This is a genomic window from Serratia sp. JSRIV004, assembly GCF_019968705.1.
GTDB classification, from domain to species: Bacteria; Pseudomonadota; Gammaproteobacteria; order Enterobacterales; family Enterobacteriaceae; genus Chania; species Chania fonticola_B.
In genome coordinates, this window is the sequence record NZ_CP074140.1 from 3,359,157 (window position 1) to 3,380,296 (window position 21,140).

The 21,140-nt window shown below is 53.0% G+C and carries 17 protein-coding genes; 4 read left to right on the forward strand and 13 right to left on the reverse strand.

The annotated features are described in order from the left end of the window. Positions 1-51: 51 nt before the first annotated feature. From fadD to KGP21_RS16035, 4 genes are all read right to left on the reverse strand, one after another. Positions 52-1,740 carry a long-chain-fatty-acid--CoA ligase FadD gene (fadD, locus tag KGP21_RS16020; RefSeq protein ID WP_021806642.1) on the reverse strand — a complete coding sequence of 563 codons (1,689 nt, stop codon included), beginning with the start codon at positions 1,738-1,740 and terminating at the stop codon, positions 52-54. Between the two features lie 230 nt (positions 1,741-1,970). Further along, on the reverse strand, positions 1,971-2,561 hold the full coding sequence (locus KGP21_RS16025) for a Slp family lipoprotein (RefSeq protein ID WP_046808505.1): 591 nt from the start codon (positions 2,559-2,561) through the stop codon (positions 1,971-1,973). Positions 2,562-2,666: 105 nt separating this feature from the next. Beyond that, positions 2,667-3,368, reverse strand: coding sequence for a tRNA (adenosine(37)-N6)-threonylcarbamoyltransferase complex dimerization subunit type 1 TsaB (gene tsaB / locus KGP21_RS16030; RefSeq protein WP_059202039.1), 702 nt, complete (start codon positions 3,366-3,368; stop codon positions 2,667-2,669). Between the two features lie 72 nt (positions 3,369-3,440). Continuing rightward, complete coding sequence (locus KGP21_RS16035; RefSeq protein WP_223535641.1) at positions 3,441-5,342, reverse strand: ATP-dependent DNA helicase; 1,902 nt, start codon at positions 5,340-5,342, stop codon at positions 3,441-3,443. A 133-nt stretch (positions 5,343-5,475) separates the two neighbouring features. Here KGP21_RS16035 and KGP21_RS16040 point away from each other — a divergent pair, with 133 nt between their 5' ends. After that, a complete protein-coding gene (locus KGP21_RS16040) occupies positions 5,476-5,820 on the forward strand; it encodes a RidA family protein (protein WP_021806645.1) in 345 nt (114 codons plus the stop codon). 63 nt (positions 5,821-5,883) lie between these two features. Here KGP21_RS16040 and mdtI read toward each other — a convergent pair whose 3' ends face one another. The 9 genes from mdtI to KGP21_RS16085 form a co-directional block, all read right to left on the reverse strand. Continuing rightward, positions 5,884-6,213 carry a multidrug/spermidine efflux SMR transporter subunit MdtI gene (mdtI, locus tag KGP21_RS16045; RefSeq protein WP_021181166.1) on the reverse strand — a complete coding sequence of 110 codons (330 nt, stop codon included), beginning with the start codon at positions 6,211-6,213 and terminating at the stop codon, positions 5,884-5,886. Beyond that, positions 6,200-6,568 (reverse strand): multidrug/spermidine efflux SMR transporter subunit MdtJ, encoded by a 369-nt coding sequence (mdtJ, locus tag KGP21_RS16050; RefSeq protein ID WP_021181165.1) that lies wholly within the window; start codon positions 6,566-6,568, stop codon positions 6,200-6,202. Before mdtJ ends, mdtI begins: the two co-directional genes overlap by 14 nt. A gap of 553 nt (positions 6,569-7,121) precedes the next feature. Then, a complete protein-coding gene (locus tag KGP21_RS16055) occupies positions 7,122-7,868 on the reverse strand; it encodes a KDGP aldolase (protein ID WP_223535643.1) in 747 nt (248 codons plus the stop codon). Further along, entirely contained in the window at positions 7,855-8,979 is a 1,125-nt protein-coding gene (locus KGP21_RS16060; protein ID WP_223535645.1) for a DgaE family pyridoxal phosphate-dependent ammonia lyase, read from the reverse strand. The genes KGP21_RS16055 and KGP21_RS16060 overlap by 14 nt, the downstream gene beginning before the upstream one ends. A gap of 10 nt (positions 8,980-8,989) precedes the next feature. Further along, positions 8,990-9,850, reverse strand: a complete 861-nt coding sequence (locus tag KGP21_RS16065; RefSeq protein WP_161629439.1) for a PTS system mannose/fructose/sorbose family transporter subunit IID — start codon at positions 9,848-9,850, stop codon at positions 8,990-8,992. Next, complete coding sequence (locus KGP21_RS16070) at positions 9,850-10,596, reverse strand: PTS sugar transporter subunit IIC (RefSeq protein WP_223535647.1); 747 nt, start codon at positions 10,594-10,596, stop codon at positions 9,850-9,852. The genes KGP21_RS16065 and KGP21_RS16070 overlap by 1 nt, the downstream gene beginning before the upstream one ends. Positions 10,597-10,628: 32 nt before the next feature. Then, positions 10,629-11,114, reverse strand: coding sequence for a PTS sugar transporter subunit IIB (locus KGP21_RS16075; protein WP_021806650.1), 486 nt, complete (start codon positions 11,112-11,114; stop codon positions 10,629-10,631). Between the two features lie 5 nt (positions 11,115-11,119). After that, a complete protein-coding gene (locus tag KGP21_RS16080) occupies positions 11,120-11,536 on the reverse strand; it encodes a PTS sugar transporter subunit IIA (protein ID WP_371822638.1) in 417 nt (138 codons plus the stop codon). A 137-nt stretch (positions 11,537-11,673) separates the two neighbouring features. Next, positions 11,674-14,484 carry a sigma 54-interacting transcriptional regulator gene (locus KGP21_RS16085; protein WP_223499898.1) on the reverse strand — a complete coding sequence of 937 codons (2,811 nt, stop codon included), beginning with the start codon at positions 14,482-14,484 and terminating at the stop codon, positions 11,674-11,676. Between the two features lie 820 nt (positions 14,485-15,304). Between KGP21_RS16085 and KGP21_RS16090 the strand changes: the two genes are divergently transcribed. From KGP21_RS16090 to KGP21_RS16100, 3 genes are read left to right on the forward strand one after another with little or no spacing between them, the layout of a single operon-like run. Then, on the forward strand, positions 15,305-16,834 hold the full coding sequence (locus tag KGP21_RS16090; protein ID WP_179247580.1) for a hypothetical protein: 1,530 nt from the start codon (positions 15,305-15,307) through the stop codon (positions 16,832-16,834). Positions 16,835-16,854: 20 nt separating this feature from the next. After that, a complete protein-coding gene (locus KGP21_RS16095; protein WP_209523624.1) occupies positions 16,855-17,325 on the forward strand; it encodes a toxin-activating lysine-acyltransferase in 471 nt (156 codons plus the stop codon). Then, the gene (locus KGP21_RS16100) at positions 17,322-21,137 is read left to right on the forward strand and encodes an AMP-binding protein (protein ID WP_223535649.1); all 3,816 of its coding nucleotides are present in this window, start codon (positions 17,322-17,324) and stop codon (positions 21,135-21,137) included. Before KGP21_RS16095 ends, KGP21_RS16100 begins: the two co-directional genes overlap by 4 nt. The last annotated feature ends 3 nt before the right edge of the window (positions 21,138-21,140 follow it).

Here is a 21,140-nt window from a genome sequence, read left to right on the forward strand (position 1 = left end):
ACAACGCCGGCTTATTCACCGGCGCTGTTGAAAAGGGGAGCAACGATTGGCCTAGGCGGCATCGTCAGCCTTGGGCTTTTTCTGTTCGTCACGCAGTTCCCGTCGTAAGATTTTGCCGACGTTCGACTTCGGCAACTCGTCACGGAACTCAACAATTTTTGGCACTTTATACCCTGTCAGGTGCCGACGGCAATGGGTTAGCAACTCTTCTTTGGTGAGTGTCTGATCTTTCTTCACCACACAAATCTTCACCGCTTCACCCGAAGCATCGCTGGGTACCCCAATGGCCGCACATTCCAGCACTTTAGGGTGCTGGCTAACGATCTCTTCGATCTCGTTCGGGTAGACGTTAAAACCAGAAACCAGGATCATATCTTTCTTACGGTCAACGATGCGGATAAAGCCCTCATCATCCACGGTAACCACATCCCCAGTCGCCAGCCAGCCATCGCGCAACACTTCGTCCGTCGCGTCAGGGCGTTGCCAATAGCCTAACATAACTTGCGGCCCTTTAACCCAAAGTTCACCGGGTTGACCGACCGGCACATCTTTGCCTTCATCATCCACCAAACGGATATCGGTAGATGGCACCGGCAGGCCGATGCTGCCGCTGTAGTGTTTCAAATCATGCGGGTTGCCAGAGACTAGCGGAGAGCACTCCGTCAGCCCATAGCCTTCCAGCAAATGATGGCCGGTCAGCTTTTCCCACTTTTCCGCCACCGATTTCTGCACCGACATCCCTCCGCCAACGGAAAGCCGCAGCGTGGAGAAGTCCAGCTTCTGGAAATCTTCATTGTTCAATAACGCATTAAACAGGGTATTTACCCCGGTCATGGCGCTAAACGGGTATTTTGCCAGCTCCTTCACCAGCCCCGGAATATCACGTGGGTTGGTGATCAGCAGGCTACGGCCGCCCAACTCGATAAACAGTAGGCAGTTCACCGTCAACGCAAAGATGTGATACAGCGGCAAGGCGGTAACCACCAACTCCTGCCCTTCACGCAGTAACGGCACATAAGCCGCTTTGGCCTGTACCAGATTGGCCTGCATGTTGCGGTGGGTCAGCATAGCCCCTTTCGCCACGCCGGTAGTGCCGCCGGTATACTGCAGGAAGGCCAGATCGGTATTGATAATATCTGGCTTCACGTATTGCAGGCGGCGGCCACGCTGCAACGCGCTGCGAAACGAGATGGCATCCGGCAGGTCGTATTTGGGCACCAGCCGCTTGATGTACTTCACCACAAAGTTGACCAACGTGCCTTTGGCTGCAGAAAGCTGGTCGCCCATGCGGGTCAGAATGACGTGTTTAACCTGGGTTTTGAACACCACCTTTTCCAAGGTGTGGGCGAAATTGGAAACGATGACAATCGCGCTGGCACCGCTGTCGTTCAGTTGATGTTCCAACTCACGAGGGGTATACAGCGGGTTGACGTTAACCACCACCATCCCCGCCCGCAAAATACCGAACAGAGCGATCGGGTATTGCAACAGGTTGGGCATCATCAGCGCCACACGGTCGCCCTTCTTCAGCCCCAACTCGTTTTGCAGGTAGGCGGCAAATGCTCGGCTGCGCTCTTCCAGCTTGCGGAAGGTCATCACCTCACCCATGTTGATAAAGGCGGGTTGATCCGCGTAACGGGCAACCGCATTCTCAAACATTTCGATCAGGGATGAGTATTGATCGGCATCGATTTCTGCCGGAACATCCGCCGGGTAACGTTTTAACCAGACCTTTTCCAAGCTATTACTCCTGAAATCATTACTAATTATCATCGTAGCCCCCAAAATTGCAGCCAAACTTTAACAATATTTTAACTCAGCGTACCAGTTTGGGTTTTAAACAATATTCAGGTTGCGATGTGCGTCACTAATTGCCGACGCAACCGCACAACAAAAAAAGTTAAGGCGGCCATTAAGCCGCCCTAAAGTATAAAAACTATCCTACTTGCCGAAGCCTCAGATCTGCGTCCTTACTCCGTAACGAAAGTTTGCACCTGCGCCGGACCTGGATTATACCAGCCATAACCCCCGCCCCAACCTGGGCCCCATGGGCCATTATGCCAGCCCCACGGCCCCATTGGCTGTGGCGGCATCACAATCTGCTGAGCGATGCGCCAACGCTTGAAACCGGTCGCATCCATGGTGACAAAGCGGTAAGGCGTCATGCCAATCTTACCGTCCCGTAGGCCGGTGATCGGCCCAACCACGGTGACCAGTTGCCCTCTGAAGTCGACCGGGTCGAGGAAGCCGTTAACCGAAGCCAGCAAACGGCCTTGCGAAGGTTCCCCCAATATCGGGCGAGCGCCAGAATCCAGCGGCACCGCCGCAATCTCCAGGATGGTACGCCCACGTTCATTAGCCACCGCAACCACGGTACCGCCGAAGCGTGCCTCCGCGCCGGTAAACTGTTTCGGTGCGTTTTGCACCACTGACAGTCGATCGACCGGCGTAGGGCTGGTGCCTTGGATGGCATCCGGAATGGTCACACAGCCAGAGAGCGCCAACACGCTGCTTGCGATTGCCAGCGTTAACAGCTTTTTACTCACAGTACGGGTTAAGATCATCGCAATCTCCTGAATTAGCTGTAACTTCGACAACGTTCATCAGTGCAAGTTGCAAGCGGAGCTGTTTTCTATCGGCGGCAACTTTAGATTAACTATAGGAAACTATTCGCGTCCCGGTAGCTTCTTCCAGGTGACTTCGTTACGCAAATAGGTCGGTTCGGCATTCTCCACGCTAACCGCCAGGCCTTGTTGCCAAGCCTGTAGCGCCAGAGGCAGCATATCTTCGGCCTGCGGCAACAGCATTTGCCCGTCGGTAACGTGCAGCGAGGAACCTGCAACCAAATCTGGGTAGGTTTGCCAACCGGTCCCCACATGGGCCCAATCGCCTTGCAAATGTTGCGCTCGCTCCAGAGCCTGCTGTGGAGACAGCACCGCTTCCCCCGCGCTTTCCAGCCACTGGCCATCAGGCTGGCGTTCAAACTGGCCCCAATAGACTTCGCCCATGCGGGCATCGATCGCCGCCAACACTCGTTGCGCGCCAGTCATGCGCCAGGCACCTTGCGCCATGGTTTGCAACGTGGAAATCCCGAGCATCGGCAGTTCGGCGCCGAGCGCCAACCCTTGGGCAATACCAATGCCGATACGCACGCCGGTAAAGCTCCCAGGGCCACGACCAAAGGCCAAGGCATCGAGTTGTGAAAGGGATAATCCGGTGTCGGCCAGCACCTGCTGCACCAGCGGCAAAATGCGCTGGGTATGCTCGCGTGGGCACAGTTCAAACAGGGCGTGAACTTCGCCTTGATTCCAGATAGCGACAGAACATGCTTCCGTCGCCGTATCGATCGCTAAAATTCGCGTGGACATGCCAAACCTCAGGCGGGAAATATCAGTGGTTTCATACAGGGCGCGCATTGTAGCACACCCCAGAAGTCGCGCCTATTCACCCTTGAGGAAGGCAATAGCCTGTGCCAGATCGCGGGTACGTGGCGTTGGTGGCAGGCTGTTGAGAAACACTTCACCATAAGGACGCATCACCAGGCGGTTATCACAAATCACCAGCACGCCCCGATCGTCGGTATCGCGGATCAGACGGCCAACTCCCTGCTTGAGCGTAATCACAGCATCGGGCAGTTGCACATCATTGAACGGGTCACCGCCGCGTAAACGGCAATCTTCAATGCGCGCCTTCAGCAACGGATCGTCCGGCGAGGTAAACGGCAGCTTATCGATAATCACGCAAGAGAGCGCATCACCGCGCACGTCGACCCCTTCCCAGAAGCTGCTGGTTGCCACCAGTAACGCATTGCCCGCTTCGACAAACTGCGCCAACAGTTGACCCTTGCTGGTTTCCCCTTGCAACAGCACCGGCAGCGTCAAGGTGGCGCGGAACTCTTCGGCCAGCTCACGCATCACCTGATGCGAAGTGCACAGGAAGAAACAGCGGCCCTGGTTAGCCTCAATCATTGGCCGCAGCATTCGGGCCAACTGACGTGCGCCACCGGGTTGATTCGGCGAAGGCAGGAAACGCGGGACGCATAGCAGCGCCTGATTGGCATAGTCAAACGGGCTGGGTAGCAGCAGGGTTTTGGCCTTATTCAGCCCCAAGCGATCGGTAAAGTGACCCATTTGCTCATTCACCGACAGCGTTGCCGAGGTGAAAATCCAACTGCCCGGTTTTTCATCCAGCATTTCGCGGAAGCGGTCTGATACCGTCAATGGCGTGAGCGCCAATACAAAACTGCGTGAGTTGCATTCATACCAATAGCTGAAGCCGGGTTCGTTGACCTCTTTGAGCCGCTTAAGGCGGGCGCGGAACTGCGTCGCACGCTCGAAGGCGGCATCCAGCAACGCCGAACGGCCAAGGGAAAGCTTGACCACGTCGTAACACAGTTCCAAAGCATCATCGAGCAACAGCAAGGCGCGCTGGACGTTAGGCTGAGTTAGCACCTCACGAAGGTTACCGCGAAAACCCGGTTCCCCCAGCGCTAAACGGAAATCCTGCGTGCTCTGGCTGAGGCGATCGGCGCTCTTTTGCAACTGTGCGCTATCGCGCACCTCGGTACGGTAGGCAATAGTGATATCTTTGGCCAGATCCATCAGTTGGCGGCTGGTGAGCTGCTTGCCGAAATATTGGCTGGCGATATCAGGGATCTGATGCGCTTCGTCGAAGATCATCACGTCCGCTTCCGGGATCAGTTCGGCAAAACCGCCCTCCTTGACCACCATATCCGCCAGAAACAGATGATGGTTAACCACCACCACGTCGGCATCCATTGCCCGGCGTCGAGCCTTGACGACGAAGCACTCTTTATACAGCGGGCAATCACTGCCCAGACAGTTATCGTTGGTGCTGGTCACCAATGGCCAGACAAAGCTGTCTTCCGCCACATCGCTGCAGGAGCTGATATCCCCTTCTTCCGTCAGGGTTGACCAGCTGCGCAGCCGCACCAGATCGATCAGCGTCTGGCCAGCCAAATCGCCACCGGCCATGGATTGCTGCTCCAGACGTTCCAGGCACAGATAGTTGGAACGCCCCTTCAGCAGCGCCAGCTTGCCTTTATATTTTAATGCCTTGGCCACGGTGGGCAGATCTCGGGCGTAAAGCTGATCCTGCAAGGCTTTGGAGCCGGTGGAAATAATCACCTTGCGCTTTGAACGCAGCGCCGGTGCCAGATAGGCGTAGGTTTTACCGGTGCCGGTTCCTGCCTCGACGACCAGTTCCTGTTTGAAATTGATGGCTTCCGTTACCGCTTCTGCCATCAATCTTTGCGGTTCACGGGGTTTGAACCCTTTAATTGCCTGCGCCAATGCGCCTTCTGGTGCGAAATCGTCTGCCACGCTATCTCTCTGCCGGTTTCATTCAGCGGTGATTATGCCAAGCCTGCTACGCCGCTACCACCGACTTTATCCACACACACATCCATTGCTGGCTGTGATACGCTTATGACGTTGATGATAAGGAGATAATTGCATGAATATCGAACGAATTGATCCGGCACAGCGCTGGTCAGAAGCGGTGATCCACAATGACACCGTTTATTACACCAGCGTCCCGGAAAATCTGGACGATGACGCTACGGCGCAAACCGCCAACGCCTTGGCCGCTATCGATGTGCTGTTGGAGCGAGTGGGTTCGGACAAGAGCCGGATTTTAGACGCCACCATTTTCCTGGCCAACGGCGATGATTTTGCCGCCATGAATGCCGCCTGGGATGCCTGGGTAGTTGCAGGCAGCGCGCCGGTACGTTGTACCGTAGAAGCGCGTCTAATGAATCCTAAATACAAAGTTGAAATCAAGATCATCGCGGCGCTGTAAAACAAAAAACCGCAGGTCATTCCCTTAATCCAAGAGTAGCTACCTGCGGTTTTTATTTGGCCGTTAAGCCAGTTTGATGATGACCATACCCGTCAATAACAGGGCCAGCCCCATCCAGCCTTTGGCATTGAGCCGTTGACCGAACAGGATCCAACCGGCAGCGATGGTGGCGGCAATACCGAAACCGCCCCACAGCGCATAAGCGACCGAAAGATCGATCCCCTTCACCGCCTGCGCCAGCGCGCTGAACGCCCCTAATACCGATACCAGGGACAGCAGCCCCAGCCAAACCCTGCTAAAACCATTAGACATCTTCAGAAAGATGTTGGCCACGATCTCCAGTACGATGGCCAAGGCCAGAAACCCAATGTGGTACAACTCAAGCTGTTGCATGGTTGTTACCTCGCGGGCTGACCTGTTTTCGTGGCTTGCGGGTGCCGGATTTCACCAGCAGGATCCCGGCAATCAACGCCACCAGACCCAGCACTTTCAGCGCCGAGATTGGCTCATCAAACAGCATCACGCTAAACAGGGTAATAAACAGGATGCCGATCCCTTCCCATAAGGCGTAAGCAACGCCCAAGGCCACGCGTTTTACCGCTAATGACAGCATGATGTAAGACAGGGTGATCATCACATACATGACGATATGTCCGGTCATACCGCCGCTGACGCTAGCGTATTTCATGGACAGAGTGCCGATTATTTCGGCGGTAATGGCAAAGCCTAAAAAGATCCAATAAATCATAATTTTTCTCCCAAACGGCGAATCACGCACGCTAAGGCGTATTTATCCCAATCTATCTCATCAAACAGGCGCACGGCGGCGCTTGAGATATAGAAATCTCTGGGGATAAACCTACCCAAACGTATTAAAGAAGTTTGCCCGGCAACGCCAAAAGACGGGAAGTGAACCCAGTCATCAGCACCGGTAAAGGGAGAAAGACGCTATAGCTCGCTGCACCAGTGATGCTCACTGGCAAGAATGGCAGAAAGGAAAAGTTGGCAACAAGATGTTCTGAGAGGCATTCCATTAAGTTTCATCATAATTATTCTCTATCTTCAGCCGCACACCGTGCGATTTGCCCAATATCCTCATGAATGTAAAATTTTCAACTGCATTAGTTTTACCATAGCGAAAATCAGAAAGCAAACCGCCGTTTTCACATTTAGCGAAAAAAAATGAGTTATAAATAAGAGCCTTAATGTTTTTAAAAATTAAAAAAAGGCTCGAATTTATTCCTGAGCCTTGTGAGAATTTCGCTAGCCGGTAAGTGCGGCAAATTCAGGCGCCACGCGCCTTAGCGCAGGATATGTTTGATGCCTTCCAGCAGCAACGCGACCTCTTCGGCTCGGGTCTCTCCGCTGTGTGGATCGATGATGGAACTGTAAACGTGTGGCATCACCTTTGCGACTCCTGCGTCAAGGCAGGTTTCCAGTATTGGCAGGAAGTTTCGCGTATCGATCCCGCCGGTGGGTTCGATCATGGTCATGCCATTGCGCACGCAACTTTCCGCCAATGCGCGCAGTTCTGCCAGCGACGATACCCCCCCCATCGGGAAGAATTTGGCCGCATGACCACCCAGATCGAGGATCATACGCACAGCGCTGTCACAGCTCACCACGGCAGGCTCGCCCTGGCTGCTGTGAACTCCGGTGGAAATGATCACCTTCCCTGGCGTGCCGGTTGGCGAGATCAAGGCATTGATGCAGGTATTGCTGATGCCACGGGCCGCCAATGCACCCGCGGCAAAACCACAGCCTGTGAAGGTTTGGTTGACGTGTGCAGGCGCGGTGGCCGCCGCAATCATTGCCGCCTTATAAAACTGTGCCGCCGACCCTGCCCCCAAGCCAACGGAAATAGCCGGGATGTGCTCCATCCAGCGCTTCACCTCGGCCACACCCTGTTCGACGTTGGTGAACTGCGCCGAGATCACGCCAATAGCGGCATGTCCTTCAGCGGCATGGTGTACCTGTAATGCGTTAGGGATATCTTTGGCCAGCACGTTGATAGCCACTCGCCCCTGGTAAAAATCAAGCTGTTGCATGTTGCCCCCTGGCCTGTTGCACAATTTCCGTCAACCTCTCCACAATCAACGCAAAGTCGTCGTCGCGCAGCGCCCGTGGATCGAAGCTGAAGACGCCCTGATTCAGCCAGTAATGGCGGGTGTAAATCGCCACCTCGCCAGTGCGCAGTTGCTCTTCCACCTGATAGGCGGTTAATCCTAGCCTGGAGGTGTCTACGCTTACCCGCACCCGATAAATCGCTCGCCCGGCTTCATCCTGTTCGATCTCCGCCTGTAGGCCCGGCAGCGCGGAAATCTGCTGTGCCAATTCGCGCAATGCCGGTAATTGGCGGCTCCAGTCCGGTTGATGTTGCTGATAATGATCCAGCGCCATCACCAGCCCCACCATGTTCTCCTTGCCGATCTTCATCGCACGCGCAATGCCGTTATGCTGGGCCTTGCAACAGGCGACCCATTGCCGATCGCCAGTGACAAAACCGGAGGTCGGTGCGTCCAGCGCTTTGGCCCCGCTATACACCACCATGTTGGCCCCGGCTGCAACATAGGCCCGCAAATCTTCCTCTGCGGCCGCATCCACAATCAGCGGCAGCCCGGCATCACGGGCCACGGAGACAAAATCGCTCAGCGCAACCATGCCCTTTTGCACACAGTGATGCGACTTGACGTAAAACAGCGCCGCCGTCTGCGCCGTGATGGCCTTTGCCAGTTGCCAGCGGGCCGCCAGATTGCTTTGCCCCACCTCAACCACCTTACCGCCGCCCAGCCGGATAGCGGTGGTGATCGGCGCACCGTAGTCAATATTGTGGCCACGTAGCATGACGATTTCATTCGCCAAACCTTTACTACATGGCATCAGTGCCACCCGCTCCGGCTCCCCCCGGGTAATGGCTGCCGCGACCGCAATAGCCACCCCGGCGGAGGCGCAGGAGGTCACATAGCTGTCTTGCGCACCGGTATGCTGAGAGATCAGTTCGCCAACGCGATCCACCAGCGCATCAATTTCCACAAAGGCCGACGCCGCCTCGGCCGTGGCCGCCATCACTTCTTTCGGCACCGAAGAAACACCAAGGAGGGTCATCTTGCCGCTGGCGTTGATCACCCGTTTCAGCCCGAGCCGTTGATAAATATTCATCGCTGCTCCATTACAAAATGCCTAACAGGGAACACACCACGCTCAGTACCACTACCGAAAGCAGAATGGTGGTATAGCGCGGCCCTTTTTTGACCAGATAGAAGTAGATCGAGAACACCGCAGCCAGCGGCAACAGGCCGGGGGCGATGGAGTCCAGGATCTGTTGCACTACCACCTCGGAACCTTCCAACGCGCTGATTTTCAGCGGCGAGGTGATCTTGACGTAGCTGGCAGACAGCGCTCCCATCATGATCAGCCCGAGCACGTTGGCCCCGTAGATCAGCTCTTTTATCTTGCCCCCTTGCAGCAGCCCGATGATCGATTCCCGCCCTAGCGTGTAGCCTTTGTGGGCCAAGCCGTAGCTGATCGCCATGGTGATAACGGTATACAACACCACCGGCATGATGCCACCCATGGCGCTGCCGTTGGCCGCGAAGGGTATGAAGATGGCGATCAACAGCGGCATGATCGCCGCCCAGACCACCGAGTCACCAATTCCGGCCAGCGGCCCCATCAGGCCGGTTTTAATCCCGGTGATGGACGAATCGGAAATCGGCTCGCCACGGGTCTTCTGTTCTTCCATGGCGATGGCAACGCCCTGGATCACCGCACCAAAGGTCTGTTCACTGTTGAAGAAGTTCAGGTGGCGTTTCAGCGCCTCAACCTGCTCTTCTTTCTGCGGATAGAGCTTTTTAATAATCGGCGTCATTGAGGCGCAGAAAATCAGGCTCTGTAAACGTTCATAAGAGTTGGAGACTTCGGCTCCCAACCAGTAAATAAACCAGGCTTTGGTAATGTCCCGCTTGGTCAGCACGTTGGTTTGGCGTGCTCTTTCCACCAGCTCGTGTTGCATGATGTCGCTGCTCATGATCAGGCTCCCTCACCTTTGGCCATGTTTTTAACCAGGAATGCCGCGCAGGTACCGAAGATGGCCATCGCCATGATGTCGACCTTGAGATACAACACCGCGAAGAACCCGGCAATGAAGTAAGGCAGCAGGCTTTTCTTGCCGATAACCATGATGGTGATCGCAAAGCCCAGCGCAGGCAGGATGCCGCCCATGATTTCGAACGAGTGGGTCAGCCAATGTGGCATCAACGCCAGGAACTTCTCGACCACGCCCTGGCCGAAATAGTTGGCGGCAAACACCACCGGGAAGCGGATCACCAGCCCAAGCAGTGCCGGATACAGGAAGGCACAGCGCATGATCCCGCTGATATTGGCCTCTTCCGCGTGCTTATCGGCCATATGTACCCAAACGGCGTTCACGGTACGGCGTAACTGGTCAACGAACACGCCAATCACCCCAAACGGGATTGCCAACGCGATCGCCAGGTTAGGATCCATCCCCGCTTTCACGGCGATCGGCAGCGCGATACAGGCCGCCAGCGCCGGATCTGAAGGGACGTTCCCACCCGGCGTAGAGGTGACGCCCAGATACACCAACTGCATCCCGGCGCCGATAATCATCGCCGTTTTCATATCCCCCAGCAGGAAGCCGACGAATACCGCGATGGCGATGGGTTGCACCAACATCCCCGAGAGGGTGTAGCCCAAGCGCAGGCGGGCAAACCAGTAATACAGCCCCATACAAATGGCAATGGTCAAGTTATCCATGGTATTGCTCCTAATCGATCAGATGCCGAATATCAGAACTTCTTCAAAATATCTGCCAGTGCCTGCGGCTTGTCTTCCGGGATGGTCTGGAAGAACACCGTCACACCGCGTTGCTGTAAGTCACGCAGGATCGCCACATCTGCCTCATCCAGCGTAATGTTCTGGAATACCGCTTTACGGTTCGGCCCACCACCCAGGCCACCCACCTGGATATTTTTGACGTCAAACCCGTCGACCACCGCCTGTTGCACCGTAACCAGGTTCGGGAACAAGACCAATACGTTGCCCTCCCCCAGTTGATTCTCCCGCCAAGCCGCCGCAAAACTCTGGTTGCCATAGCAATCCACTTTCACATTCGGCGGAGCGGCCATCAGATAGATGCTTTTCATAAACGGATCGGCTTCCAGCTCATCACTCACTACCGCGATACGGTTGGCCTGCGACTGCCCAACCCACTTGGTAACGACCTGACCGTGGATCAAACGGCTGTCAATGCGGCATAAAACGATGTTGGCCATAATGATTATTCCCCTGATGTTATTGATTTAATTTGTTTAACTACGTCGAGGCAGCTGTTGCGCCCCAGTTCAACCAACTCGTCGAGATGGTTGAGAAAATTGCCCTGCTCACGTAAATCGATGGCAGCCAGCAGCAAGGTGGCATTCAGGCCGGAAATCACACCGATGGCGTAGTCACGGCTCAAGCGAGCCGCCACGTTGGAGGTAGTGCCGCCGATAAAGTCGGTGAGGATCAATGAACCCTCCGGCATGGTTTTCACCTGTTGTTCAACGCGTTTATGGAACTCCGCCAGCGTGTCGACCGGCATCAGCGCGATATCGAATATCCCGCTGGTTTCGCCAATCACCATGCGGACGCTTTCACGCAGTTGTTGGCCCCAGCCGCCGTGGGTCAGTAGTAAAATCTGTGGTAATGCAGCCAAAATGGCCTCCTGGCAATCTATTGAAAGTCATTGAAAATTTCCGTTCCCTAGAGATATAGCAATGCCTGTGCCAATTTTGTGGCACACCGGAGGGAGGTCAGTGGTGAGCGGGCCGTGAAGGCCCGCTATGGCAGGGTCTAGCGGTAGAGAAGCTCGTAGATATAAAAATATTCCGCATCGGACAGGCGGATAGAATAGGCACGTTCAATCGGCGAAAACGCGTCTTTGATGACAGAAAACGCCTGTTGGTCGATATCCTGCTGGGCATCCAGGGCAATCTGTAACGGTTTGTGGCTTAAAACGATACGCTCCACCATGCAACAGCAGTGGATCAGGAAGCGAAGTGTCACTTGCCTTGATGGCTGTAAATCCAGCGTGCGACAAATCTGATGCAACACCGCTTCGATCTCTTGCAGGATACGTTGAGGATTGAGCACGGAAATATGGTTGATGATGCTCTCCAGCGTCAGCGCGCTGATAAAACGCATTGAACAGCGCTCGACCTGCAACTGGCGTTCGGCGCTGCCAAGGTCCGGGTTCAACAGGCTGAGCACCAGTTCCGGCCCCTGTTCGGAGAACAGCTCTTCCAACGCGATAAACGGGATATCCGGCAAGCCGGGCTGGAAGGTCCCCACGATACCCACCAGACGTTCGTTACCGCCTATCGCATGACGCAATCGCTCCAGGCTGCGCACTTCGTTGTAATCCACCAATACCATGCGGGTGTCTTCCGCCATCAGCTCACCGAAGCTTTCCTCCAGCACTTTCTTGATCTTCACCGCCGTGCCCATCCCGGTAATACAGGAGATTGCCAACACCTTGCCGATCTCATCTTCACGCTGGTCGTAAAGCTGATGGGCAATCCCTTTGCTGGCCATCAGTTCCATCAAGGGGGCGAAATCACTGGTTTCATAGGTCAGATCCAGCCCAATCTCCAGCAACGCCCCCATGGTGATGTTCTGGATCAGCAGCACATCAATGTGGAACAGTTTGCTGACGGTGCTGGCAAAGTGCACCAACGAGCCGATATCCACAATCAGGATCAAGCGCTGATAGCGCTTTTCCCGCAGTGTGGCGATCAGTAATTCCAATGTGTCATGCACCGACTGCTCGAACGGCATATCGATGGCGGTAAACAGCTCACATTCCAGTACCCGATTGACATAGTGCGCCATGCTGCTGGCCGTGGTGGTGCCGTGGCCGATCAACATGGCACCGCAGTCAGGGCTAACCTCCTTGCGCTGGCGGAAACTGCGGCACTCCTTCAAAAACAGACACAGGTAGACGATTTCCGTCGATGGGCATTGGATATGGAAGATTTCATTGATTTTGCGGCATAGCTGGTTGGCGTTATCGTACTCATCCTTGCAGTAATCCAGGATCAGGCTAGAGGAGTACAGGTTGGGGATCAGGCCTTTCTGCACATAGGAAAGCAGCGCCAGCAGGTGTTTACGCAGATGACCGGCCATATTCTGTGGCAGTGGGAAACCCAACACCTGTTCAATGCAGCCAATCAACAACGTAATGCGTTGCTCGACCTGACCGCCATAATAGCGCTCCTCACTTTCCCCACCGTTGCGGCTGTACAGCCCATATTCAAAAATGGTGCGTAGCTTGTTCTTCAGGATCGACAGGGTTTCCTGCGGCGGCACGTTGCTATTGCGCAGGTTGACGTATTCGCGCGTCAGATAGGTGTAAAACAGATCGCTGTCCTGCTCGCTGCTCAAGGCGCTCAGATGCTGCTTAAGCTGCTCAAGAGGCTGTGAACTGATATCCAGATACTCCTGCTGACCAAATAGCGCATCAACCAGCAGGCGACTGCTTGCGCTAGCAGAGTGCGGGACATCCATCAGCCGCTTATCCAGCAACAGCCTCGGGCTACTGTGCCCCATACCGCTGGCCCAGGCCTGGGCACAGAGAAACTGGATATCGCTTTTAAGTTGGCCGATATTGCCGCTCAGCGGCTTCTCCAGCAGATAGAGCAGCAACCCCTTATCCAAACGGATAATGCGGCCAATCTTGCGGCTCTCGAGCTGTAAGAAACCGGTAATGATTTCTACCTGTTCCTCCAATGAGCGCTCCCGCAACGCCGGTATGGCAATCGATACCTGAATACGCCGCAGGAAAGTGCGTAGCAGTGTTGAGTCTGGGCTTTCGGTGGTAGCGCAGATCAGCCGTACGCTGATGGGTCGGGCTTTCTCGCTTGAACCCAGTGGCCGATATTCACCTTTATCCAGGATCGAAAACAGTTTCTCCTGCCCTTCGTAGGGCAAGCGGTGGACTTCATCGAGTAACAGAAAGCCACCGTCCGCCTGTTCGATCAGGCCACGTTTGCTTTCAATCGCGCCGGTAAACGCGCCCTGTTTGTGACCAAACAGATGGGATGAAAGCAGCTCCGGGTTATGGGCGTACTCGGCACAGTTGAAATACACCAACGGGATTTGGCGCTGGGGCTGTTGCACCATGGCGAATTGGTGCATCACCTCGGCAAAGAAGGTTTTCCCCACCCCGGAAGGCCCAGTAAGCAACACATGCAATCCACCGGGATAAAGCACCGCCGCCTTACCCTTCTCTACCGACAACCGCAGGCTGCGGTCATAGCCAATCACCGTATGAAAAGGATCATCACTGGCTGGCTGCGGCAAGGCTTTGGCGGGTAATAGCGCCAGTAAATCTTTGGCTTCCAGCCTGTCATCTGGCAAAGATTGCTCAATCAACTGCTCACAGACTGCCCGGTGCAAAAACAGCACCGGACGGGATTTAATCTTGATGACCAATCGCTCAGCGTGTAGCTCGTTAAGTTCTTTACTGACAGAGTTACGTGCCAATCCCAGGTTAAAAGCGATGGTTTCCGCGGCAAAACCGCCAGCGCTTTGTTCAAGCGTTTCCCGGTTAAGCGTAAGGGTAAGACGTTCCAGCTCCTGGCGAACCGCATCTTTACGTTTCATTTTAACCTGTTGTTATTATTAGTTATAAAGAAGAAATAGACGGTAATTGGCAAGCTGACGAGCCATCTCGCCACAGGTCATCCTAATACAGGGTTGTGGAAGACGGCCACCGCGAAATGGTGGTGTTGTGGCATTTACAGGCAATAAAGTTCAGATTTTTGTCCGAGCCTTCGGACAACTTCAGCAGCCTTAAAATGCGAAAAATTCAGGTCACACGCGCTTCCCTTGAGGGAACGTTATCACCATTACTCCTTTCATCAAGACCCCAATCGCTAGTAATTATAGATACCAGTTATAGTTATAAGTATTACCCCTCCCTTCAGCAATATATATCCCAGTATTGATTTTATGAGGAAGCCCAGGTTGCTGGATATTCCGTTTTCCAAACGGACCTTGGAAACAATAATGAGAATACCCTATTGACTTTTCAGATTAAGCGCTGTAACTTTTATACGTAAATGAGCATGATTATCATTCCCATACTCATTATCGAAAGATCTTTGTTTTACTATTGCAGAAACAGAAAACGCTTAAATACGTGATTGCAGTTATGACATCGAAAATTTATGGCTTTTCAATATGGCATTTTCTTTTGTATGTCACCTCTCACAAGAAAGGAGTCTACATGTGAACATTAACCAGGGATTGAACTGTCGTTTCCCCATGGTTCTGATGGCGATAAATCATATCTTTGATTGACGGCACGTAAGCACAATAACAAAGTGAACTTCGTCAATTTCATTAGCTGCCGAGTTGCAACAGTAACAGGTTACTAAGCGAAGTCCTCAGATGCTGGAAAAATGATAATAAGGAAATTAAAATGATCAGCCTCTCTGCACTTAATGAGTGTCTAGTTCCCTTTACGGCAAAAAAGATAGATACCCAACTCCTTTGGAGCAATGTTTTAGACGATGATGAATTGGCAGAACTGAAAACGGCAGCCAGTTATCTTATCAAAGATAATAAACAGCATTCTCTTTTCGATCCCTGCACCCCGCTTTTAGCAGATGAAAAATTATTTTATGCCGAACGCTATGGCGGAGGAGCTATCTCACGCAACGGCGGCGGTGCTCGCTGCGGTTTCGATGGCCGCTGGCAGGTTAAAGGCATCGGTGCCAATGCATTGGTCGGTAGAGGGTCCAAACAGGTCAATGGTGAACTAACGTTGACGGGGGCAGTGCTAGAAGCGCTATGGGGAAACTTAATGGCCAAGTTGCTTCCATATGGTGCTGTACCCAATAAAGCGATATTACTGGCTGACAATATCAGTGTTAAAAATGCGCCATCGGTGTCGTCAACGGTGCATGAACGTCGGGCTTTATTGGTGCGCGAACCCGTGATTCGCCCCGCCCATTTTTGCCGCGCTCCGTACTACCAACCCCATGCAGCAATGCTCTCGCAGCCAGCGGATGCTATCCGAGTGGAGAAATTGATCACGGTCGTTCCCTCTCTATTACCGCGCCCTTTGACGCTAGATGAAGAACAATGGCTTACGTTGCCGCAAGAAGAACGGGCCTTATATGGCCTTTGTGAACTGGCCCAACGTCTTGCTACCCAGATCGCCTATTGTCGCAGTCGTCATCTGGTGATGATGACATCGCCATCCAATTGCGATATGCAAGGTCGACTGCTCGATTTTCATGGCATGCGCAGCGTGTTTCCCGGTGAACGACAAGAGGCTGGCCGCAGCTATATTCAGCACAAAAAGCTGAACGAGGATGCGCCGTTACTGCTGCAAGGCGTACTGGATCTTGGCTTTTATCTGGCCAAGTACCGGTTCGGCCCAGAATTTCTTGCTGCAACACAACAGGGTATTAATGCTTCTTTCAACTTCACCTATGGGCAGACTTGTTTGCTAGAGAATCTCGCAATAGCGGGTTTTGATAAAACGTTTTTACAAACTTTGATACTTACCGATGACTTGATAGCGTTCGGCGTGCGCCTGCAAAACATATTTGACTTGTCCGCTGGCATCTTCACCCAGCGGCAAGGTCTGGGCCAGGGAAATACGCATCCGGCTATCACCCTGCTACACCAGTTGGTCGACGCTTCCGCAAACGGCGTTTCTACACAAAATTCTGCGACAGCGGAGGAGCGATTCTCGCAAACTTTCCATCTACTATGTGAGAAATATCTCCACGAATCGCGGTCAAAGGGCAAAAGCAGAACTGAACTGCATAAAGAGATGAAAGATACCGTCAGCAGGAGGCTGGGTTCTCGTGCCTTCATGAACCGTGAAACCATCTATCAGGAAATAGCAGGTTGGCACGGTGAAATAGATAAGATCACCGAACAATTGCAGACATACCAAATGCGCTTCGAGCGCCAGGCGATAAATGTGTTGCAATAATAAGTCTAAGGAGAGATTTAGTGAGCTTTGTCAAAGAAAACTGCCACGGTAGAAGTGAATTCAACCAATATGAAAACTTGGGTTTTGCCCTTAGTTGCATGCTAATGAATAGCAATTACAGTTTGTATCATGTCAAAACACTGCAACTATGGACTCAACAAGCCATCAATCAGAACCAGTTCAAGATCCTGTTCGATCATCTGGACAACCCTTTAGGATATATTACCTGGGCCTATTTTAGAGAAGACACATTGGCACGTTTCATCAGCGAACCCTCATTCATCCCCCATAGCTCCGAATGGAACGAAGGAGGTGCGCTATGCATTTTGGACTTTTGTTGCCAACCTGGTAGTGCCCGACTGTGCATGGACTATCTTGCAGGCATAGCACCGATAATAGATAACGACACCGTTTTTTGGCGTGCAAAAAGATCCGGAAAGCTGATGGTTGTGAAAAAAATAACAACGACAAAGTCGGGGGATGAGACATGATCAAAAATAAATTACTGGATCCGCAGGTTGGGTTTTATTACGGCAACAAGATCAGCAACGACAAGTCTATTTATAACATCGCTGAATATGTTGAAATAAGTCACCCGCTAGATATCGCGCGAATGAAGGACGCCATTGATTGGGTGTTCAGCCAAACGCCAACGCTTTATACAATGTTTGCAGAAGATAATGGGGTTCCTTATCAATGCACCACAGTGTGTAAAGCTGCGGTGGAGTTAGTGGACCTATCGCATCATGACGATAGCATGGCCGTTGCTCTTGCGCTAATGGAGGAAGATGCCGGGCAGTCATTTTTGTTGAATACACCACCACTATTCAGACAAAAAATCCTGTCGCTGGGTGAAAACCATTTTCTATGGTATTTCTGCAGTCATCATCTGCTGCTTGATGGCTATAGCGCCTATCTGCTGATTCATCAAGTCGCTGAAACCTACAGAAATTTGCCCTTGCAGCCACAGAGGTTATCCGAAACTCCAACACTCAATGAACTGCTCAAAGCAGAGTCCGAATACAAATTTTCAGCGGGCTATCAGGCGGACAAACAATTTTGGCATAAGACCTGTTCCCAGCTACCAGTCCCAACGACACTAGCACGTACCAACATGCCGTCGGGGCGGGTTATCCGTCACACAGAGTCTTTTCTGTGCTCGGCTAGTCTCTTCTCACTGCAAACCAACCAGCCTTCCTGGATGGCGAAGATCCTGGCTGCTGTGATGGTCCATCTGTATTTTTGCACTGGCGAAAGCGCACCGGTGATCGGCATCCCCATGATGGCGCGCAAGGGGCATCTTGCACGCCAAGCATTAACCTGCCAAACCAACGTACTCCCGCTGGCCATAGACATTAAAGAAACCGCTACCGGGCTACAGTTGGCGCATGAAGTAGAGCGCAAACTTAAACAGATCAAAAAACATCAGGCATTTCGCTATGAAGAGATAAAAAGCATGCGGGGCAACGCCAGCCACTTGCCGTTGTTCAATATAGTGGTCAATATCATTCCCTTCGAGGCATCGGCTTCGTTTTCTCCCACGCAGCGCAGCGTAGTACGCAACATACGCTCGGGAGGCGCTCAGGATCTGGTATTCAATTTACGTCCCGATATCAATAGCCAGACACTTCGCTTGGAAATCGACGCCGACTCGGGTCTTTATGATCGAGCTAGCCTGGCACGACACAGCCTGGCGGTACAAAAGCTGTGCTCATTGCTGCACAGCGAACAAGAAAACGCCTCTGTTCGACAACTAAGGCAGCATTTCCCACTTTCTTTGTACGGTAAAGAACACGATAGCGATGTCGTTGATGTCATGCAACGCATTGAACGCACGGCTACTCATGCACCACAGAACCTCGCTATTTGTACGCCGGAACATCCTTCAAAGTCTCTTAGGGAACTGTCTTACGCGCTTTTGCAGCAGCAAGTGAGCATCTGGTCCAATTTGCTGGCCCCTGTCCGCGCAACAAATACGGCTCTGTTGATCGACCTGCCCAAAGGGCCAGAGGCAGTGATCTTTATGCTGGCCTCACTGCAATTGAATATGCCGTTCGTTAATCTGAACTCGAACGCCGATGACGCAGAATATCGTCGTTTGCTAGAGCAATTTGACGATGCCATTTTGGTAACCGAGCGCACGTTGAATCGCCATTCACTGCTCCGCGCCTCGTGCCACTGGCAAAGTTTGGCGCTGGCTGTACCAAAGGATTTCACGCATTGCGCCTTTTTCCATCGTCGGATGCCTGCCAACAATACCGAGTTTCCCGCCGGGATCGGCTATATCATGTTTACATCCGGCACCACCGGGGTACCCAAAGGTGTTATCTGCGGCAGATGGGCGCTTAACGTTTTCACCGCCGCTGCAATCGAACGCTACAACATTGAAGCGCACGATCGCGTCTTGCAATTTGCTCCTCTGCATTTTGACGCCAGCATAGAAGAAATTTTTATGACGTTAGCAGTTGGCGCCAGTCTGTATATAGCTCCCGACGCCTCGGCGCACAGTTTTCCTGACTTGTTAGAATTCTGCGCAACGCATCGCCTTAGCCTGTTGGATCTCCCCACCGCCTATTTTAACGAGTTACTGTTTGCACTCGGAGGAGAACTGCAATTGCCGGCATCGGTCAAAACAGTGATCGTCGGAGGGGAAAGCCTTTCGGCACGCGCCAAGGAGCTCTGGTTCTTACAGCCTCCCTGCGGTAGGCGGTTAATCAATACCTATGGCCCGACCGAGGCAACAGTGGTGGCTACAGCCGCAGAGGTCAAAAACGATGATGCCGCCATTACAATCGGCTCCCCGCTCAGCGGCGTATTCGTAGCGATCGTCGGCGAGAATCTCGCAACGGTTCCACTGGGGTGCAGCGGCGAACTGTTAATCGCCGGGGCTACTGTCTGCTTGGGGTACCTAAATCAGCCAGCACTGAGCGCGGAAAAATTCGTGACGATTGAGATGGGCGATCGACAAATACTCGCCTATCGCACCGGTGATATCGCCTGCTTGGATCAGGACCGGCAGTTATTATTCCTTGGGCGCAAAGTTCACGAAACAAAAATCGCAGGCAAGCGAGTCAACATGCGCGAAATAGAAGCTTGCATCGGCAGACTCCCAGGCGTTGTCGAAGTCGCCGTGTTGGCAAAAAGTGGGGACACTGGCGCGGTGCTTTACGCGCATTATCACAGCCCGCAACCGCTGGATGAGCTTGGCCGACGCACGCTGTTCGGGATGCTGCCCAACTCGCACATTCCCAAAAGCTTCATACACCATCAAACGCCACTGGTAAAACTACCTAACGGCAAGATCGATTATCGCACGCTTGAACGGCACTCCGTGGAATCAACGCTGAAAGATGAGTTGCACTCAACGACGTTCAACACATTAGTCCAGGAAATTTGGCTGAGGACGTTGGGCAGTGAAGATGGCGATTTTTTCACTCTCGGCGGTGAGTCCTTGCAAGCGATAAAAATCATTAATGCACTTAACGCTTACTGTCAGTTCGATTTGAACCTGCGGGATATCTTTGAACACCCGAGCCTCGCAGAATTTTGCCAACATATTACACAGCTGGCACTCTCACGTTATGGGCTAAGTCAACACCATCTGGATATTCGCTGCGCCATCAGCCGCTGTCTATCCGTCAATGCGAACTCGTCGACAAGCCCCGTGCTGTTTTTCCAACAGCCCGAAGGCTTAGACGAACGCCGTTTGCTGGAGACCCTCCCCTCCGAACATAACGCGCGCATTCTCACGTCGCAGGAAGATGCTCATTGCTACACAGGTCAACTGCTGGCCGCCGCAGTATTTAACGTGCCGGAAGCACCTTTGCAATATGCAAGCTGGCTCAACACCCTACCTCTATTGTTGCACGCACTGGCGGGGAAAGTGCAAAAAATGATCTTTCTGTGCAACGCTTCAAGCAGTACCAAGATCACGCAAGATCTATTGAACGGATACCGGCACGAAAAGCTGCTGTTGCTGCGCAAAGCCGATCACAGTCTTAGGTTCATCGATGATGGCTTAATCGAACTGATCGCCCTTTCAGCACAGTTGGGATACTTTCCCCATATTCGATTTGATACCACCAATGAGAGGCTGCGAGGTTGCGTACTTAAGAGTCTCGGCATCGACGATAGAGAGAGTACCGATCACCAAACCGCTTTCGCTGCGGTACAACAAAGGAACCCTGGGGTACAACTTTGCGACTTGTCTTACTGGCTCAATTTAATTGCCGCGAACAGCAAGCAGCAGCCATGTCATGGACGCAGTGACAAGCAAGACGTACCCCCCTTAGGGAAGGAGTGAGTT

Bases quoted from the DNA above. Each gene is read 5' to 3' on its own strand.
- KGP21_RS16075 (WP_021806650.1), bottom strand. From the start codon at position 11,114: ATGGCCAACATCGTTTTATGCCGCATTGACAGCCGTTTGATCCACGGT.
- KGP21_RS16085 (WP_223499898.1), bottom strand. From the start codon at position 14,484: ATGAAACGTAAAGATGCGGTTCGCCAGGAGCTGGAACGTCTTACCCTT.
- KGP21_RS16100 (WP_223535649.1), top strand. From the start codon at position 17,322: ATGATCAAAAATAAATTACTGGATCCGCAGGTTGGGTTTTATTACGGC.
- KGP21_RS16070 (WP_223535647.1), bottom strand. From the start codon at position 10,596: ATGGATAACTTGACCATTGCCATTTGTATGGGGCTGTATTACTGGTTT.
- mdtJ (WP_021181165.1), bottom strand. From the start codon at position 6,568: ATGATTTATTGGATCTTTTTAGGCTTTGCCATTACCGCCGAAATAATC.
- KGP21_RS16090 (WP_179247580.1), top strand. From the start codon at position 15,305: ATGATCAGCCTCTCTGCACTTAATGAGTGTCTAGTTCCCTTTACGGCA.
- KGP21_RS16060 (WP_223535645.1), bottom strand. From the start codon at position 8,979: ATGAATATTTATCAACGGCTCGGGCTGAAACGGGTGATCAACGCCAGC.
- mdtI (WP_021181166.1), bottom strand. From the start codon at position 6,213: ATGCAACAGCTTGAGTTGTACCACATTGGGTTTCTGGCCTTGGCCATC.
- KGP21_RS16040 (WP_021806645.1), top strand. From the start codon at position 5,476: ATGAATATCGAACGAATTGATCCGGCACAGCGCTGGTCAGAAGCGGTG.
- tsaB (WP_059202039.1), bottom strand. From the start codon at position 3,368: ATGTCCACGCGAATTTTAGCGATCGATACGGCGACGGAAGCATGTTCT.
- KGP21_RS16055 (WP_223535643.1), bottom strand. From the start codon at position 7,868: ATGCAACAGCTTGATTTTTACCAGGGGCGAGTGGCTATCAACGTGCTG.